Consider the following 15,212-nt stretch of genomic DNA (forward strand, 5'->3'; position numbering starts at 1 on the left):
CACCCTATCTATGCTACATCCCGTCCAACACATCGTGCCCTCCAAGGTGATCCCGGAGCGGCCTTCCACGGAGACTTTCGACCGTGCTGAACAAGTTCGGCCCCTCGGGCCATGGCGAAGCGCAGGTGCAGTATCTCGACGGCGATTTCCGCGTGATCTCGCCGGGGACCTTCGTGCGGTGCGCAATCACCGATACGCGCATCCCGCTCGACGAGTTGAAATACTGGAGCGTGGACCTGCAGGAAGCCTACGCCACGCCGGCCGCCGTGCTCGAGCGGCATTACCCGGGCGCGCCCAAGCCGCAAGCGTGAGGCGGCGGACAGCAACTTCATCGAATTCTCCTGATCGTCTGAAAAGATAGGAGCTTGCGATGAATGGCGCCTGAATGTCCTCGTCGCCCTGACAGGACGACAGTGGGTTTCAGCGCCTTGAAAAGCGCCGCTCGCGCGCCTTGTAGAGATGATCGCTGATCAATTGCCGGAGCGCAGCCGGGTCGTCGAACTCGAGCTGGACGGCGAACGGCACGATGCCATCCGGCACGCCTTCGCGGCCGTGCAGACGGGCGAGATCCTTTTCCGTCGTCACCAGCGTCAGCTGCTCGCGCCGCGCTTCCGCAGCGAGGGCCGCGATCTCGTCGTTCGAAAACATGTGATGATCGGCGAAGGCCCGCGTAGCCGCGACCTCGATGCCGCTGGCGCGCAACGTGCGAAAAAACCGTTCGGGATCGCCGATGCCGGCGAACGCGAACACCGGCTTGCCCAACAGTCTTGCGATCGATCCGGCGTCGGGTTTCAGCCGCGCGCGCAGCTCCGGCTTGTTGCGCCTGGCAAGCTCGGCGGCGACATCGTCGGCGGCGCGGCCGCCGCCGATCACGACCAGCGCGTCGGTGCGCGCGAGCTGCGCCTTCAGCGGCGCACGCAGGGGACCGGCCGGAAACACTTTGCCGTTGCCGAGGCCGCGCTCGCTGTCGATCACGATCAGCGAGGTGTCCTTCAACAGACGCGGGTTCTGGAAACCGTCATCCATCAGGATCACGGTGGCGCCTTGCGACTTCGCCAGCACGACGCCGTCGAGGCGGTCGCGCGCAACTGCAACAGGGACGTCGCGCGCCATCATCAGCGGCTCGTCGCCGATGTCGGATGCGGTGTGACGCATCCGGTCGACCATCACCGGACCCTTGAGGCTGCCGCCATAGCCGCGACTGAGCACCACCGGCGTCTCGCCGAGCTCGCGCAGGAGCTTCGTCAGCGCCAGCACGGTCGGCGTCTTGCCGGCGCCGCCGACATGGTAGTTGCCGACGCAGATCACGGGGATGCCGGCGTCGACGCCCTCGCGCAGCATCCGCCGTTCGGTGATCGCGCCATAGAGCGCACCCAGCGGCCCCAATGCGTACGATTCGAGGGAACGTGGCCGGTACCAGAAGGCCGGCTCACGCATTGGCGGCCCCCATCTCGATCCGCAACTGCAGAAGATAAGGCTCGAGCGCGGTCATGGTGCGGTTGAGTGCGCCGCCGAGATCCTCGACCACGCCGGCGCCCGACTGCTGGATCTTCTGGCGCAAGGCAGGATCGGCGAGCAGCTGGCCGAGTTGCTTGATCAGCAGCTCCTGCGTGTCGGCCTGGCGCGCGCCGCCGCTGTGATCGAGCGCCTCGTAGACATCGGCAAAATTGAAGACGTGCGGACCATGGACGATGGCCGCGCCGAGCTTGATCGCTTCGATCGGATTCTGGCCGCCATGGTGGATCAGCGATCCCCCCATGAACACGATGTCCGAGAGGCGATAGAACAGGCCGAGCTCGCCCATGGTGTCGGCGATATAAACGTCGGTGGCCGCCGTCGGCAGCTCGTCGCGCGAGCGCAGGGCCGGCTTCAGGCCGGACGCCGTGATCAGGCCCGTGATCGAGGAGCCGCGATCCGGATGGCGCGGCACGATCACGCTCAGGAGCTGCGGGAAGAAACCGCTGAGGCTGCGATGCGCCGCCACCAGCATCTCCTCCTCGCCCGGATGGGTCGAGGCCGCCACGATGATCGGACGCCCGCGCGTCATCGCCAGCAGCCGTTCGAGCTTGGCGGGATCGGCCGGCGGCGCGGGAACGTCGAGCTTGAGATTGCCCGTGGTGACGACGTCGCGGCCGCCGAGCGCCGAGAAGCGCTCGGCATCGGTCTTGGACTGCGACAGACAAATGTCGAACCGCGACAGCAGCGCCGAGATGGTGCCCTGCATGCGGCGCCAGCGCGGGAACGAGCGCGGCGACATCCGCCCGTTGATCAGCACCATCGGCACGCGACGCGCGGCGCCGGCCAGGATCAGGTTCGGCCACAGATCGGATTCGATGAACAGCGCCAGCGACGGCTTCCAATGGTCGAGGAAGCGCGCGACATAACGCGGGGAATCATACGGCACGTATTGATGGATGACGTCGGGCGGAAAGCGCTTTGCGACAATGGCAGCCGACGTGACCGTGCCGGAGGTGAGCAGAATGCGCAGGTTCAGATCGCGCAAGCGCTCGATCAGGGCCGCCGCGGCGAGGACCTCGCCGACGCTGGCGCCGTGAATCCAGACCAGCGGACCGTGCGGCCGTACGTCCCGGGACAGGCCCCGCCGTTCGCCGACGCGCGCGGGATCTTCCTTGCCCTGCTTCAGGCGCCGCTTGATCAGCACAGGCGCGAGCGGCACCAGGCCGCGCGCCAGGCGCCGGTACATCCGCAGCGTCAACGGCAGCGAGCCGGGCAGCGATTTAGGCATCTGCAGGTCCCGGCCGGCCGAGTTGCGCATAGGCGCGGCGGGTCGCCTCGTTCAAGGTCTCCTCCAGCTCGAGCCGCAGCGCTTCCATGGTGGCGGCGTTCGCATCCGGCGGAACGTGGATTTCCTTGATGCCGACCAACGCGCCCCGCCCGAACGGCAGGTTGATGGTGGTGCGGTCCCAGTTCTTGAGCCGGACGAAGCGGCTGGTCGCCATCGCAAAAGGCATGATCGGCCGCCCCGATTCCCGTGCGAGCATGATGATGCCGAGCCCGGCCACGCGCGAGCGCTTGGGGACGTCGGCGGTCAGCGCGACATTACAACCGTCCTGGAGCGTCCGCACCATTTCCTTGAAGGCACCGACCCCGCCTTTGCGGTGAAACGCGCCGCCATGGTCGCCGGACCCGCGGATGGTGCCGATGCCGAGCCGCTCGGCGGCAATCGCGTTGAACTCGCCGTCGCGGTGACGGGAGATCAGGACCCTGGCCTTGTACCAGTCCTTGTTCTTGATGAAGGGGGTGAGGAAATGCTGGCCGTGCCAAAACGCGAAGATCGCCGGGATCTGCGGTTCGACGCGGTCATAGACGTCAGGCGGATCGAACGTGAATTTGTTCGTCCGCCAGACCAGACGCAGATATTCGGCCGCCAGGATTCCGACGGCACGCTGGACGAAGCTGCTCCTCAGCGTATTGCGAAGCAGCTTTTTCAACGCGCCGGTTCTTGATTCGGGTCGAGCAGCCGGTGGAGATGGACGATGAAATAGCGCATCTGCGCGTTGTCGACCGTGCTCTGCGCCTTGGCGCGCCAGGCGGCGTGGGCGGTCGCATAGTTCGGATAGAGGCCGACGATCTCGACGTCGTCGAGGTTCTTGAAGGTGTTGTGCTCGAGATCGACGAGCTCGCCGCCGACGACGAGGTGGAGCAGTTGTTGCGGGGCACTATCTGGCATCGGTTCTGTTCCTAACGGGCTGCCCGGCAAAGCAGTGTTCGACAAGCACGAGAAAGCGCTTCACGGCAAGGGGCGGTTTCGAAAATGCGAGACAATGTTCGCATGACGATCGCGACCCGCTGCCACCAGCACCCCATGCGTGACTTGCCGGCGGTTATAGAGGATGGGATCTCCGGAGAGATCACTCATCCTACCATCGGCTTCCTGCACGATCAAATCCGCCGCCGCAAGGTCCCAATCATGACTGTTGCCGCCGGCAAAAGCCGCATCCAGCGCGCCGTGGGAGACCCGGCACAGCCGCAGCGCGAGCGAACCGATTCGCGGATGCAGCTTGATCTCGCCCAGTGACGGCTTCAGGCGCTCAACAAGGGGCTTCGGACCCGCGACCCGCGAGAAGTCGAGCTCGGATCCCGCCGTCGCCCGCACCGGCACCTCATTGAGGGTCGTGCCCCCGCCGCGGGCGGCGAAGAAGAACTCATCGCTCGTCGGTGCGAACACCGCAGCCAGCACCGGCGAGGCATCCTCGACCAGCGCGACGCTGACGCACCATTCGTCATGGCCATTGAGGTAGTTGCGGGTGCCGTCGATGGGATCGACGATCCAGGTCAGTCGCCGCGACAGCCGCACCTCGTCGTCGGCGCTCTCCTCCGACAGCCAGCCATAGTCGGGCGTCGCCGCGCGCAGGCGAGCTTCCAGGAGATCGTTGACGGCAATGTCGGCTTCCGAGACCGGCGAGGACGCGCCCTTGGTCCACTTCTTCAGCTCGGTGCGGAACATCGACTGCGCGAGTGCGCCCGCCTCCCGCACCGTCTCTTGCAGCAGCGCCGCGTCGCGCGTCAGGATGGCTTCGCCTGTTGCGTTCGCGTCAACGTCCGCCAAGCGTCAAACCCTCGATGCGCACCGTCGGCGCATTGACGCCGTAGCGGAACTCGAGATTGTTCGCCGGCTGCATCGACTTGAAGATCTCGAATAGATGGCCGGCGATCGTCACCTCGCTCACGGGATAAGTGAGTTCGCCGTTCTCGATCCAGAAGCCGGAGGCGCCGCGACTGTAATCGCCGGTGACGCCGTTGACGCCCGAGCCGATCAAATCGGTGACGTAGAAACCCTGCTTGATGTCGGAGATCAGCTCGGCCGGCGTCGGCGTGCCGGGTTCAAGGTGCAGATTATACGGCCCCGGCGACGGCGAGGAGGAGACGCCGCGATGGGCGTGGCCGGTGGTGGTGAGACCGAGCTCACGCGCGGTGGCGCAATCGAGCAGCCAGGTCGTCAGCACGCCTTCGTCGATCAGCGCGATCTTCTTCACGGCGACGCCTTCGGCATCGAACGTCTGCGAGCGCAGGCCGCGTTTGCGCAGGGGATCGTCGATGATGCGGATGTTCTTGGCGAACAGCTGCTGGCCGAGCTTGTCCTTCAGGAAGCTGGTCTTGCGCGCGATCGAAGCACCATTGATGGCGCCGACGACATGACCGACCAGCGAGCCCGCGACGCGCGGATCGAACACCACAGGCACCTTGCAGGTCTCGACCTTGCGCGGATTGGCGCGCGCCACGGTGCGCTCGCCCGCGGAACGGCCGACGATCTCCGGCGAAAGCAGATCGGCACCATGCGGCGCCGAGGTGAAATCGTAGTCGCGCTCCATGCCGGTGCCGTCGCCGACAATGGCGGTGGCGGAGATGCCCTGGCTGGAACGCAGATAAGAGCCATGGAAGCCGGTGCTGGTGACGAGCACCATGCCGCCCATGCCGGCGGAGGCCGAGGCGCCGCCGGATTTGGTCACGCCCTTCACACCGAGCGCCGCAGCCTCGGCTTCGAGCGCGCGGCGCTCGAGTTCCGAGGTCGCGGGCACGTCGGGGTCGAGCAGATCGAGATCGGGGAAGTCGCGCGCGAGCAGTGCGGGATCGGCAAGGCCGACATATTTGTCGTCGGGTGCAACACGCGCCATCGCAACCGCTCGCTCGGCAAGCTTGGTCACCGCATCGCCGCTGGCGTCGTTTGTCGAGACCACCGCCTGGCGCCGGCCGACCAGCACGCGCAAGCCGACATCGTCACCCTCGGAACGTTCAGATTCCTCGACCCGGCCGTCGCGGACCTCGACGCCTTGCGAGACGCCGCGCACGGCGACCGCATCGGCCGCATCCGCGCCGGCGCGCCGGGCAGCCTCCACCAGCCGCTGCGCGAGATCGGAGAGCGCAGACTGATCGAACAGGTCGCGACCGGCTGTGGACGAATCCTTGGGCGAAAGCGTCGAGCTTGGTGAAGGGTTCACAAACGAAATCCTGTTGGGGCGGGCTGCGGGACCGGAACCCACAGATGTGCCCTGATCGCGCGGACTTCAAGCATTTTCAGCCCACCAAAAGCTCAGATTCGCAGCTTGCGCGCAACGTCTCGTCAATCATGCGTGCCAAGGTCTTGTCAATCATGAGCGGCGGTGAGGTTGGATTAACCAGCCTTTTTAAGCGGTTTCGGAAAGGCTCGCGCTAAGGTCCTCACATCGACCGGGAACATAATCCCGGCGGGGAGAACGAAAGCCGTGAGGCGTCAAACAGCAACAAGCGGGATCGCTCCCGCCGGGTCGAGCCGCTCCCTGCGGCTCGACCCCCTTTCCCTTCCGGTCCGCTTCGATGCGCATGATCCGCGCGCCGACGGTTATGTCCGGCAGATCGAGCTTCATCGCGAACGTGTCGTGCTGCGCCGTGCAGTCCGCGGCATGCAGATGGCGATCAACGTCCGCGTCAGCGACTTCATCGGCGTCGCGCTGCGCGGCAACGACGAGGCCCAGAGCCTCGTCCTGGTGCATCGCGATCCCTCGCTCTCCATTCCGCTGCTGGTCAGCGCCGATGGCGACGAACTCGTTGAGGCCTGGGCGATCTGGAGCGAGCTGTTTGCGCTTCCGCAGCTCGACGAAGGCGCACGCAAACCCGCGCCACGCCGCCGCCGCGCCAACGCGATCTGCGACCGCCGTCCAAAATTTCTGATGCGCCGCCGCACCGGTGTCGCACGGGAATTGTCGGTGCATCGCGATGAGCGCGAGATCATCGCGCGGAGTTAAGCCGCCCGCATCACCGCGTCGGCCAATAACCCCGCAAACAACAACAGCCCCGCATCGCGGTTCGAATAGAACAGGCGCTTGCAGAGTTCGCCGTCGCTGATATTCAGCCGCGCGATCTGCGAGGCCAGATGCACGGCGAAGGCTCCAAGACCGAGCCAGGCCGGCCAGCGCGCATCGCCCGACGCCAGCGCCACGCCGATCAGCAGCACGGCCAGGCCGTAGAACAGGATCAGCGCCTGGTGCGTATGCGCACCGAACAGGCGCGCGGTGGACTTGATGCCGATCAGCGCATCGTCCTCGGCGTCCTGATGCGCATAGATCGTGTCATAGCCGATCACCCAGGAAATCGCGCCGGCATAGAGCACGAGCGCGGTGACGTCGATGCGCCCGAAGGTGACGGCAAATCCCATCAAGGCGCCCCAGGAGAACGCGAGCCCAAGCACGATCTGCGGCCACCAGGTGATGCGCTTCATGAACGGGTAGATCGCGACGATCAGCAATGAGGCGATGCCGGTCAGGATCGCGAAGCGGTTGAACTGCAGCAACACCACGAGCCCGATCAGCGCCTGCGCGACCATGAAGGCCAGCGCCTGCTTCGCGCTCACCTGGCCCGACGGCAGCGGCCGCGAGCGGGTGCGCTCGACCTTGTCGTCGAGGTCACGGTCGGTGATGTCGTTCCAGGTACAGCCTGCCCCCCGCATCACGAAGGCGCCGATGAAGAACAGGACGATGGTGAGCGGCAGGCCGCGGACGTCATGCGCCATGCCGGCGGCGAGCGCCGCCGACCACCAGCACGGCATCAAGAGGAGCCAGGAGCCGATCGGACGATCGAAGCGGGACAAGCGCAGATAAGGCCGCGCCCATTGCGGTGCGCGCGTATCGACCCAGTTGCCGGTGGAATCGGCAACGCGGGCGGATGTGTCGCTCATCGGGTCAGGACGTTGCCGTTGAGTGTGTCGAAGGTGCTGCCGCCCTTCTTGCCCGCATTGGCCTCGGGCGCCGAGGCCGAACCCAGCACTTCGCTCAGCGACGGACCGGCCGGACCGCGCGGCTGGTTCTGCATCTGCTGCGCAACATTGCAGACCTTCGCCGCCATGGCCTCGGTGTTCTTGTGGCCGTCCTTCATCTGCGCGCCGACCTGCGCCGGAATCCCGCACTTCGAGGCGTTGGCCTCGATGTACTTGATCATCTTGGTCTCGGCCTGGCTGAAGTTGCGGATCAGCTTGCAGGCCTCGTCAGGCGGGGCGTGACGGTCGCTCGCGGCCTTGATCAGCTTGCCGCGCTTTTCGGCATCCTCGCGCAGAGGCATGAAGGCCTTCATGCAGTCCTCGCCGGGACCGGCTTGCGTCGGCGGGGCCGCGCTGAAGGCGCCGGCGCCACCGACGGGCGCGGCGCCGTTCACGGGGAAGGACGATTGCGGCGCGCCGCCGACGGAGGCGACGGGCGCCGACCCGTTCACGGGCGGAAACGCGGAACTGGTTGGGGCCTGGCCCGGCAGCGGCGCGGGGAAACCCTGCGCATAGGCACAAACGGCGCCCATCGTGACCATGGCGGCAGTGATCGGAACCATCAAATGACGGATCATCAAGGCAGTTTCTCCGGCAGGAGCTTGCGGGGTTCGGCGTCTTCCCAATTGAAGCGCAACCAGCGTGCTCGCGATTTTACGATTCCCGCCGGCCCTTAACAACCCGTTGAATAGGGCAGGAGCGCGGCGCGCCGACGCACCATTTTGGCAAAATTTACCCCGAAAGTACTGCTTTCGGCTAAGAACGGCGCCAAATCGGACCTTTGAACCATGCCCTCCCACGATTTCCGCGGCCCTCGCCTGTTCGTCGATGCCCCCCTCGCCCAGGACGGCAGGATCGAGCTCGACCGCGACCAGAGCAATTATCTCGGCAATGTGCTGCGGCTTGCCGCCGGGGCCGAGGTCTTGGCGTTCAACGGCCGCGACGGCGAGTGGCAGGCCGCCATCGAAGGCCGCAAGCGGCCGGATGGCCTCGTCATCCTCCAGCAGACCCGGCCGCAGGACCGGCTGCCCGACCTCGCCTACGTCTTCGCCCCGCTCAAGCATGCCCGGCTCGACTACATGGTGCAGAAGGCCATCGAGATGGGGGCGGCCTCGCTTCAGCCGGTGCTGACCCGGTTCACCCAGGCTTCCCGCGTCAACACCGAGCGGATGCGCGCCAATGTCGTCGAGGCGGCCGAGCAATGCGGCATTCTCAGCATCGCCACTGTTGCCGAGCCGATGCCGCTGGAGCGCTTCCTCAGCCAGCGCGCCGCGGGCCGCCTGCTGATCTTCTGCGACGAGGCGGCGGAGCTCGAAAACCCCATTCAGAGCCTGCAAGGCGCAGGCGCGGCGGAGGGAATCGACGTGCTGATCGGCCCCGAAGGCGGCTTTGCCGAGGAAGAGCGGGCGCTGCTGCTGCGGCAGCCGAAAATCCTGCGGCTGGCGCTGGGACCCCGGATCATGCGGGCCGACACGGCCGCAGTGGCCGCGCTGGCGCTCGTGCAGGCGGTGCTGGGCGACTGGGCTGGCGAACGCGGCTAAGGCACGTTGCTATTCGCCTCGTAGCGATCGGTTCAGGGTCTCCGAAGGCAACTCTCCGAAAGCCTCTCTGTAGCTCGCTGCGAACTCGCTGAGATGCCAGAAACCATGCGCAAGCGCACAGGACTTCACACTCCGGCCCGCTCGACCGGTGCGCAGTTGCTTGCGCACCGACCAAAGGCGCAAGACCCGGCTATAGCGATGTGGGCTCATGCCGCAGATGGCCCGTGTCGCACTCTGGAGAGTCCGGACCGACACGCCCGCCTGCTCCGCAAGTTCGGTCGTCTTGTGCCAGATCATCAGATCGCGCCGAATCAGTTTCTCCATATCAGCTACGATCCGGCGATAATGCTCGGTGGTGGATGAGACAGGTCCGCTTGCGACGCTGGACCAGATCGCCGCGTCCATCGTGCTGAGCAGTGACTGTTCGACAAATTTTTGCGAAGCTGGCTCGTTCAAGAAGTCTGGGTCATTTGCTGCGGTTTCAAGCGAGATCGAGATCAGACGGCGCAGCGAGGCAAGCACGTCCGGCGCCGGATTCAGCAAATGGCATCCATCGCCCAATTCAGGCAATGGCTCCCGCCCGGATGGACTGAAGTAGACCACTGCCAGCAGACGCCCCTCCGGCTCATGCACCAGGCAATCTGAATCACCTTTCAATACGAGGACAGAACCGCCCATCGATTGTCCGTTGATGCGGGCAGAGGTCACGTGATCCATCGGTACCGCCACTGCGGCAGCATTGGTGAACTGATAGCCTCGAATGATCCGGGGGAAGGTTTTCAACAGCGACAGGGTCAGGGTCGGCAAGGTGAGCCGGGCACGCATGATCGCTGTCACCCCGGCCGACAACGGCATGCTCGATGCGCCGGCGTATTTCTCGGTCTCGCCGAAATGATCGATGTCATACGAATTGAGCTCGAGCGCCGAGGACGGCTTGAGATCCTGGAACGACATCAAGCGATCCGCCGCTCTCTTTTGCATTCCCTCGCGAGCAGGGACTAGACGGCTTTGATCCATGTTCTGCTGCTTACTTGGCCTTCTTCTTGGAAACGGCGATTTAGCGCCACGCAAATCATCCGGCCCGTTGACGCCGGCGCGCCGCAGTCGCGGAGCATTGAGATGGCATGAACGATCAGAAGGTCGAGTGGATCGAATTCGTCTTAGTGCCGGAACATGTCGCAGATCGAAAACAGCATATAGGCCAGCGTGTGTCGCGCGACCGGATACCATCGGTTGCGTTGCACATGAATCGGAAACCAACTCGCATTGTAAACGAAGGCTCTGCGAACGGATCGTCCCCCTACCCAAATTGAGTATGCTACCGGTGGAGCATTCTCGAACTGGCTGAGCAGCTCGCGGATGGATTGAGTCCCAGGAGGCCGGAGCTTCCCGCCCCAGGCGACCCATTCCTCGTGGAAGCGCCCCGGAGACGTCCTTGGCCCGAAATGAATGGGGGTGAGGTGAGCCTCCCTACCTACCTGGGTCGATTGCAGCGGGATGAACAGGTGCTATGTTACCCTAGTTGGCGCCGGGACCTGATTAGGCCGCCGCCTCCTCTGATCACCGCGCCTCGCTCCGACGCTGTTGAGCGATTGATCCTTTGGAGGTCGAAACCGCTTTCGGGCCATGCTAAGGCCTGCGGCAATTCGCTCCCTTGCTTGCCCTGCCCGGTTCCACCGGGACGATGGACCCCTGAGATGACCGCGACTGCCACCTCACATGCTGCCGGTTCCGCCGCCTGGGCGGATACGCTGCTGCTGTCGTTCGCGCAGGCCGGCTATGTCAGGGCCGAGCCCGCGATCCTGCAGCCGGCCGAACCGTTCCTGGATCTCTCCGGCGAGGACATCCGCAAGAGCCTGTACCTGACCACGGACCTTTCCGGCGAGGAGCTCTGCCTGCGCCCGGACCTGACGATTCCGGTGGCTCGCGATTACCTCAGCTCTGGCCGAGCCGGCCAGCCGGCCGGGTTCAGCTATCTCGGTCCGGTGTTCCGCTACCGCAATGGCCAGAGCAGCGAATTCCTGCAGGCCGGCATCGAATCGTTCGGCCGCCAGGACCGCGCCGCAGCCGACGCCGAGATGCTGGCGCTGGCGCTGGAGGCGACCGCCGCGTTCGGCGTCCGCGACGTCGAGATCCGCACCGGCGACGTGGCGCTGTTCAACGCGCTGCTCGACGCGCTCGACCTCTATCCGGTCTGGCGCCGCCGCCTGGTCAAGGATTTCAACCGCAAGATCAGCCTGGAGCAGGATCTGGAGCGGCTGGCGGCCGCAACCACCGCGACCCGCAGCGAATATGAGGGCGTGCTCGCGGCGCTCGCCGGCTCCGACCGCAAGGCGGCACTCGCTTTCGTCACCGATCTGATGTCGATCGCCGGCACCACCAATGTCGGCGGCCGCACCACCGCCGAGATTGCCGACCGCTTCCTCGAGCAGTCGACACTGAAAGGCGGCGCGCTGCCGCGAGAGGCCATCGCCGTGCTCAAGCGTTTCCTGTCGATATCGGGTAACCCCGACGACGCCGTCGCCGAGCTGCGCGCACTCACCAATGATGCAAAACTCGACCTCAGTGCTGCGATCGACCAGTTCGAAAGCCGGGTCGGCTTCATGGCGGCGCGCGGCATCGATGTGAAGGGGACGCGGTTTTCGACCGCGTTCGGGCGCGGGCTCGACTACTACACCGGCTTCGAATTCGAGCTGCATCACCGCGGCAACGGCGCCGAGCCGCTGGTTGCCGGCGGCCGCTATGACGGGCTGATGACCCAGCTTGGATCGGCCGAGCCAATCCCCGCGGTCGGTTTCTCGGTCTGGGTGGATGCGCTGACCCGGATCGGCCGCAAGGTGGGAGCTTAAGTCATGAGCGCGCCATTCGTTCTGGCCGTTCCCTCCAAGGGCCGCCTGCAGGAAAACACCGAGGCCTTCTTCGCCCGCGCCGGGCTCAAGCTGTCGAAGGCGGGCGGCGCCCGCGACTATCGCGGCACGCTCGCAGGTCTCGACAATGTCGAGGTCGCCTATCTCTCGGCGAGCGAGATCGCCTCGCAACTGTCCCGCGGCTCGGCGCATCTCGGCGTCACCGGAGAGGATCTGGTGCGCGAGACCATCGCGGACGCCGACAAGCGCGTCTCCCTGATCGAAGGCCTCGGCTTCGGCTATGCCGACGTCGTCGTCGCGGTGCCGCAGGCGTGGATCGACGTCCGCACCATGGCCGACCTCGACGACGTCACCACCGGCTTCCGCGAGCAGCATCACATGCGCATGCGGGTCGCGACCAAGTTCGTCAACCTCACCCGCGCCTTCTTCCAGAGCCAGGGCATCACCGATTACCGCATCGTCGAAAGCACGGGCGCGACCGAAGGCGCGCCGGCCGCCGGCAGCGCCGAGTTGATCGTCGACATCACCACGACCGGCGCGACCCTCGCCGCCAACGGATTGCGGGTGCTCGACGACGGCGTGATCCTGCGCAGCCAGGCCAATCTGGTCGCCTCAAGAGACGCCGATTGGTCGCCGCAGGCGCGGGAGACCGCGCGAATCATCCTCGATCACATCGCGGCGCGGGCGCGGGCCAACAAATACCGCGAAGTCCGCACCCGCTTCCGCCAGTGCGACGCGGCCATGCTCACCGAGGCCCACGAGCGCTTCGGCGTCGAAGCCCCGTTCGGCGGGCCGACCTCGTCAGGCATGCTCACACTGCACTGCCCGCCGGGCCAGCTCTATGCACTCGCGAGCTTCCTGCGCACCCATGGCGCCGAGACCGTCTCGGTGGTTTCGCTGGATTATGTTTTCGACCGGGACAACCCGCTGTTCGCCAGGCTCGAGGCGTTCCTGCGGCAGTGAGCCCAAAGTTTGTTGAGCAATTCCGTTCAGCGTAGCGACAGCAAACGGCAGCTACCATATGCTGTTGAGATGACCTTGAACGCCTCTGGAACCTTGATCGATGACGCTGGGCTCTGACGTTTCCGGCATGACGACCATCGCGGCAAGCACCGCCGCGAACGGACTGTCGATTGTCGTCCCGCTCTACAACGAAGCGGCGGGCCTCGCCGCCCTGCACCAGCGCATCTGCGATCTCGCAAAGACCTTGCGTCAGCGCTATCGCTTGGCTTGCGAAGTCGTCTATGTCGACGACGGCAGCGCGGACGCGACGCTGTCGATCGCCCGCTCGCTGCCGGCCGACGCGGTCGACGTCCAGGTGGTGTCGCTGTCGCGCAATTTCGGCAAGGAGGCCGCGCTGATGGCCGGCCTCGACCATGCCCGGCTCGGCGCGGTGCTGTTCATGGACGGCGACGGCCAGCATCCGCCGTCGCTGGTCGAGCGACTGGTGCGGCACTGGATCGAGGACGGCTACGACGTCGTCTATACCGCCAAGGCGCATCGCGACAACGAGCCGTTCCTGCGGCGGCTCGCCGGACGGGGCTTCTATGCGCTGATCAATTGGGGCGCGCGCCAGAAGATTCCCGAAGACGCCGGCGACTTCCGCCTGCTGTCGCCGCGCGCGGTGGCAGCACTGAGGCAGCTGCCGGAGCGCAACCGCTTCTTTAAGGGCCTCGCGAGCTGGATCGGCTTCCGCCAGATCCGCGTCGATTACGAGCCCGCGCCGCGCACCCATGGCGTGACAACCTTCAGCGCCGCGCGTCTTCTTGGTCTTTCGATCGAAGGCGTCACCTCGTTCTCGGTGGCGCCGTTGCGCTTCGCCAGCCTGCTCGGCGTGATCCTCGCCGGCGGAGCGTTCCTGTTCGGTCTGTCGATCCTGTGGGAGGTCTTGACCACCGGCAAGCAGGTGCCCGGCTATCCCTCACTCGTGATCGGCCTGATGACGATCGGCGGCGTGCAGCTCATCATGATCGGCATCGTCGGCGAATATATCGGCAAGATCCTCTCCGAGCTGAAGGCGCGCCCGATCTACTTCGTCGCCGAGCACAGTGAAAAGCATTTCGAGACCGACAAGGCTGACGACGCCTCGAAGAGGACGGCGGCCGAATGAACGCGGCCGCGCCGCCGCGGCGGATCTGGCTCTGCGCCGACGATTACGGCATCAGCCCGGGTGTCAATCGCGCCATCCGCGACCTGATCGAACGCGGCCGTCTCAACGCCACCTCGGTTATGATGGTGGGACCTGCGGTCGAGCGCAGCGAGATCGAAGCCCTCCAGACGGCAGCGCAAGCGAGCCCGCGCTGCGCGATCGGATTGCACGTGACATTGTCGGCACCGTTCCGGCCGCTCACCATGCATTTCCGCCCACTCGACGGCGACATGTTTCTCCCGTTTCCGAAGCTGCTGCGCGCGGGTCTTGCGCGAAGGCTCGACCGCGAATTCTTTCGCAACGAAGTGAAGGCGCAGCTGGCAGCCTTCGCGGAAGGGTTCGGGCGCGCGCCTGACTTCGTCGACGGCCATCAGCATGTGCAGCTCTACCCGCAGGTGCGCGACGGCTTTATCGACGCAGTCGCCGAAGTCGCGCCAAAAGCCTGGGTGCGCCAAGGCGGCCGCGACCTGCCGCTGATGCAGCGGCTGGCTTCACCGAAAGCCATGGTGCTCGATATCCTCAGCGCGCAATTCCGCCGCCGTGCCGGCAGCGCGGGCCTCAGCTTCAATCCCGGCTTCGCCGGCGCCTATGATTTCACGCAGGCGGCCGATTTCGGCGAGCTGATGCGGCAATTTCTCGAAGGCCTGCCGGATGGCGGCCTCATCATGTGTCATCCCGGCTTCGTCGACGACATCCTCACTGGGCTCGACCCGATGACGGATGTCCGCGAACGCGAGCACGCCTATCTCGCCGGCGATGCTTTCGCGCGCCTGCTGACGGACAGCGGCGTCACGCTGGGGTGAAACCGACAGTTTGCGAGAAAGCCGCCCTCCGGGCAGCTTGTCGCATACCGAAATTTAATCCAGCCGGCACTGTTGGGGCCACAATGGAACCCTACATCTTCC

Annotated in this window: 16 protein-coding genes; 7 read left to right on the forward strand and 9 right to left on the reverse strand. The window is 65.6% G+C overall.

Annotated features, from left to right (window positions below; all coding sequences use genetic code 11):
• Positions 1–83: 83 nt before the first annotated feature.
• Positions 84–311 carry a DUF2093 domain-containing protein gene (locus IVB40_RS30510; protein WP_007596922.1) on the forward strand — a complete coding sequence of 76 codons (228 nt, stop codon included), beginning with the start codon at positions 84–86 and terminating at the stop codon, positions 309–311.
• A gap of 109 nt (positions 312–420) precedes the next feature.
• Here the strand turns inward: IVB40_RS30510 and lpxK are convergent, their stop codons facing one another.
• Genes lpxK through IVB40_RS30540 form a run of 6 tightly spaced genes read right to left on the reverse strand, consistent with a single transcriptional unit; the run spans position 421 to position 5,960 of the window.
• Positions 421–1,437 carry a tetraacyldisaccharide 4'-kinase gene (gene lpxK / locus IVB40_RS30515; RefSeq protein WP_247817205.1) on the reverse strand — a complete coding sequence of 339 codons (1,017 nt, stop codon included), beginning with the start codon at positions 1,435–1,437 and terminating at the stop codon, positions 421–423.
• Complete coding sequence (locus tag IVB40_RS30520; protein ID WP_247817206.1) at positions 1,430–2,776, reverse strand: 3-deoxy-D-manno-octulosonic acid transferase; 1,347 nt, start codon at positions 2,774–2,776, stop codon at positions 1,430–1,432. Before IVB40_RS30520 ends, lpxK begins: the two co-directional genes overlap by 8 nt.
• Positions 2,739–3,452: a lysophospholipid acyltransferase family protein gene (locus IVB40_RS30525; protein WP_027520420.1), complete on the reverse strand. Its 714-nt coding sequence runs from the start codon at positions 3,450–3,452 to the stop codon at positions 2,739–2,741. The genes IVB40_RS30520 and IVB40_RS30525 overlap by 38 nt, the downstream gene beginning before the upstream one ends.
• Complete coding sequence (locus IVB40_RS30530; protein ID WP_007596929.1) at positions 3,449–3,691, reverse strand: DUF4170 domain-containing protein; 243 nt, start codon at positions 3,689–3,691, stop codon at positions 3,449–3,451. The genes IVB40_RS30525 and IVB40_RS30530 overlap by 4 nt, the downstream gene beginning before the upstream one ends.
• 60 nt (positions 3,692–3,751) lie before the next feature.
• Complete coding sequence (locus IVB40_RS30535; RefSeq protein WP_247817207.1) at positions 3,752–4,570, reverse strand: 3'(2'),5'-bisphosphate nucleotidase CysQ; 819 nt, start codon at positions 4,568–4,570, stop codon at positions 3,752–3,754.
• The gene (locus IVB40_RS30540) at positions 4,557–5,960 is read right to left on the reverse strand and encodes a TldD/PmbA family protein (protein WP_027565429.1); all 1,404 of its coding nucleotides are present in this window, start codon (positions 5,958–5,960) and stop codon (positions 4,557–4,559) included. The genes IVB40_RS30535 and IVB40_RS30540 overlap by 14 nt, the downstream gene beginning before the upstream one ends.
• Before the next feature lie 264 nt (positions 5,961–6,224).
• Here IVB40_RS30540 and IVB40_RS30545 point away from each other — a divergent pair, with 264 nt between their 5' ends.
• On the forward strand, positions 6,225–6,743 hold the full coding sequence (locus IVB40_RS30545; protein ID WP_247817208.1) for a DUF6101 family protein: 519 nt from the start codon (positions 6,225–6,227) through the stop codon (positions 6,741–6,743).
• On the opposite strand, the gene ubiA is transcribed toward IVB40_RS30545, so the two are convergent.
• On the reverse strand, positions 6,740–7,672 hold the full coding sequence (gene ubiA, locus IVB40_RS30550) for a 4-hydroxybenzoate octaprenyltransferase (protein WP_247357934.1): 933 nt from the start codon (positions 7,670–7,672) through the stop codon (positions 6,740–6,742). The genes IVB40_RS30545 and ubiA overlap by 4 nt on opposite strands.
• Positions 7,669–8,328: a hypothetical protein gene (locus IVB40_RS30555; RefSeq protein ID WP_247284634.1), complete on the reverse strand. Its 660-nt coding sequence runs from the start codon at positions 8,326–8,328 to the stop codon at positions 7,669–7,671. Before IVB40_RS30555 ends, ubiA begins: the two co-directional genes overlap by 4 nt.
• A gap of 210 nt (positions 8,329–8,538) precedes the next feature.
• Between IVB40_RS30555 and IVB40_RS30560 the strand changes: the two genes are divergently transcribed.
• Positions 8,539–9,291: a 16S rRNA (uracil(1498)-N(3))-methyltransferase gene (locus IVB40_RS30560; RefSeq protein ID WP_247817209.1), complete on the forward strand. Its 753-nt coding sequence runs from the start codon at positions 8,539–8,541 to the stop codon at positions 9,289–9,291.
• A 9-nt stretch (positions 9,292–9,300) separates the two neighbouring features.
• On the opposite strand, the gene IVB40_RS30565 is transcribed toward IVB40_RS30560, so the two are convergent.
• Complete coding sequence (locus IVB40_RS30565; RefSeq protein WP_247817210.1) at positions 9,301–10,245, reverse strand: helix-turn-helix domain-containing protein; 945 nt, start codon at positions 10,243–10,245, stop codon at positions 9,301–9,303.
• Positions 10,246–10,988: 743 nt separating this feature from the next.
• On the opposite strand from IVB40_RS30565, the gene IVB40_RS30570 reads away from it, so the two are divergent.
• The 4 genes from IVB40_RS30570 (at position 10,989) to IVB40_RS30585 (ending at position 15,110) form a co-directional block, all read left to right on the forward strand.
• A complete protein-coding gene (locus tag IVB40_RS30570) occupies positions 10,989–12,140 on the forward strand; it encodes an ATP phosphoribosyltransferase regulatory subunit (RefSeq protein ID WP_247817211.1) in 1,152 nt (383 codons plus the stop codon).
• 3 nt (positions 12,141–12,143) lie between these two features.
• The gene (gene hisG / locus IVB40_RS30575) at positions 12,144–13,121 is read left to right on the forward strand and encodes an ATP phosphoribosyltransferase (RefSeq protein WP_247817212.1); all 978 of its coding nucleotides are present in this window, start codon (positions 12,144–12,146) and stop codon (positions 13,119–13,121) included.
• A gap of 100 nt (positions 13,122–13,221) precedes the next feature.
• Positions 13,222–14,268, forward strand: coding sequence for a glycosyltransferase family 2 protein (locus tag IVB40_RS30580; RefSeq protein WP_027565437.1), 1,047 nt, complete (start codon positions 13,222–13,224; stop codon positions 14,266–14,268).
• Positions 14,265–15,110 (forward strand): ChbG/HpnK family deacetylase, encoded by an 846-nt coding sequence (locus IVB40_RS30585; protein ID WP_247357930.1) that lies wholly within the window; start codon positions 14,265–14,267, stop codon positions 15,108–15,110. Before IVB40_RS30580 ends, IVB40_RS30585 begins: the two co-directional genes overlap by 4 nt.
• The last annotated feature ends 102 nt before the right edge of the window (positions 15,111–15,212 follow it).

It is taken from the genome of Bradyrhizobium sp. 40, assembly GCF_023100925.1.
GTDB lineage: Bacteria > Pseudomonadota > Alphaproteobacteria > Rhizobiales > Xanthobacteraceae > Bradyrhizobium.

What these genes read in the sequence shown, in the direction of transcription:
- lpxK (WP_247817205.1), bottom strand. Translation starts at nt 1,437, where the DNA reads ATGCGTGAGCCGGCCTTCTGGTACCGGCCACGTTCCCTCGAATCGTAC.
- IVB40_RS30520 (WP_247817206.1), bottom strand. Translation starts at nt 2,776, where the DNA reads ATGCGCAACTCGGCCGGCCGGGACCTGCAGATGCCTAAATCGCTGCCC.
- IVB40_RS30530 (WP_007596929.1), bottom strand. Translation starts at nt 3,691, where the DNA reads ATGCCAGATAGTGCCCCGCAACAACTGCTCCACCTCGTCGTCGGCGGC.
- ubiA (WP_247357934.1), bottom strand. Translation starts at nt 7,672, where the DNA reads ATGAGCGACACATCCGCCCGCGTTGCCGATTCCACCGGCAACTGGGTC.
- IVB40_RS30555 (WP_247284634.1), bottom strand. Translation starts at nt 8,328, where the DNA reads ATGATCCGTCATTTGATGGTTCCGATCACTGCCGCCATGGTCACGATG.
- IVB40_RS30560 (WP_247817209.1), top strand. Translation starts at nt 8,539, where the DNA reads ATGCCCTCCCACGATTTCCGCGGCCCTCGCCTGTTCGTCGATGCCCCC.
- IVB40_RS30565 (WP_247817210.1), bottom strand. Translation starts at nt 10,245, where the DNA reads ATGTCGTTCCAGGATCTCAAGCCGTCCTCGGCGCTCGAGCTCAATTCG.
- IVB40_RS30570 (WP_247817211.1), top strand. Translation starts at nt 10,989, where the DNA reads ATGACCGCGACTGCCACCTCACATGCTGCCGGTTCCGCCGCCTGGGCG.
- hisG (WP_247817212.1), top strand. Translation starts at nt 12,144, where the DNA reads ATGAGCGCGCCATTCGTTCTGGCCGTTCCCTCCAAGGGCCGCCTGCAG.
- IVB40_RS30580 (WP_027565437.1), top strand. Translation starts at nt 13,222, where the DNA reads ATGACGCTGGGCTCTGACGTTTCCGGCATGACGACCATCGCGGCAAGC.
- IVB40_RS30585 (WP_247357930.1), top strand. Translation starts at nt 14,265, where the DNA reads ATGAACGCGGCCGCGCCGCCGCGGCGGATCTGGCTCTGCGCCGACGAT.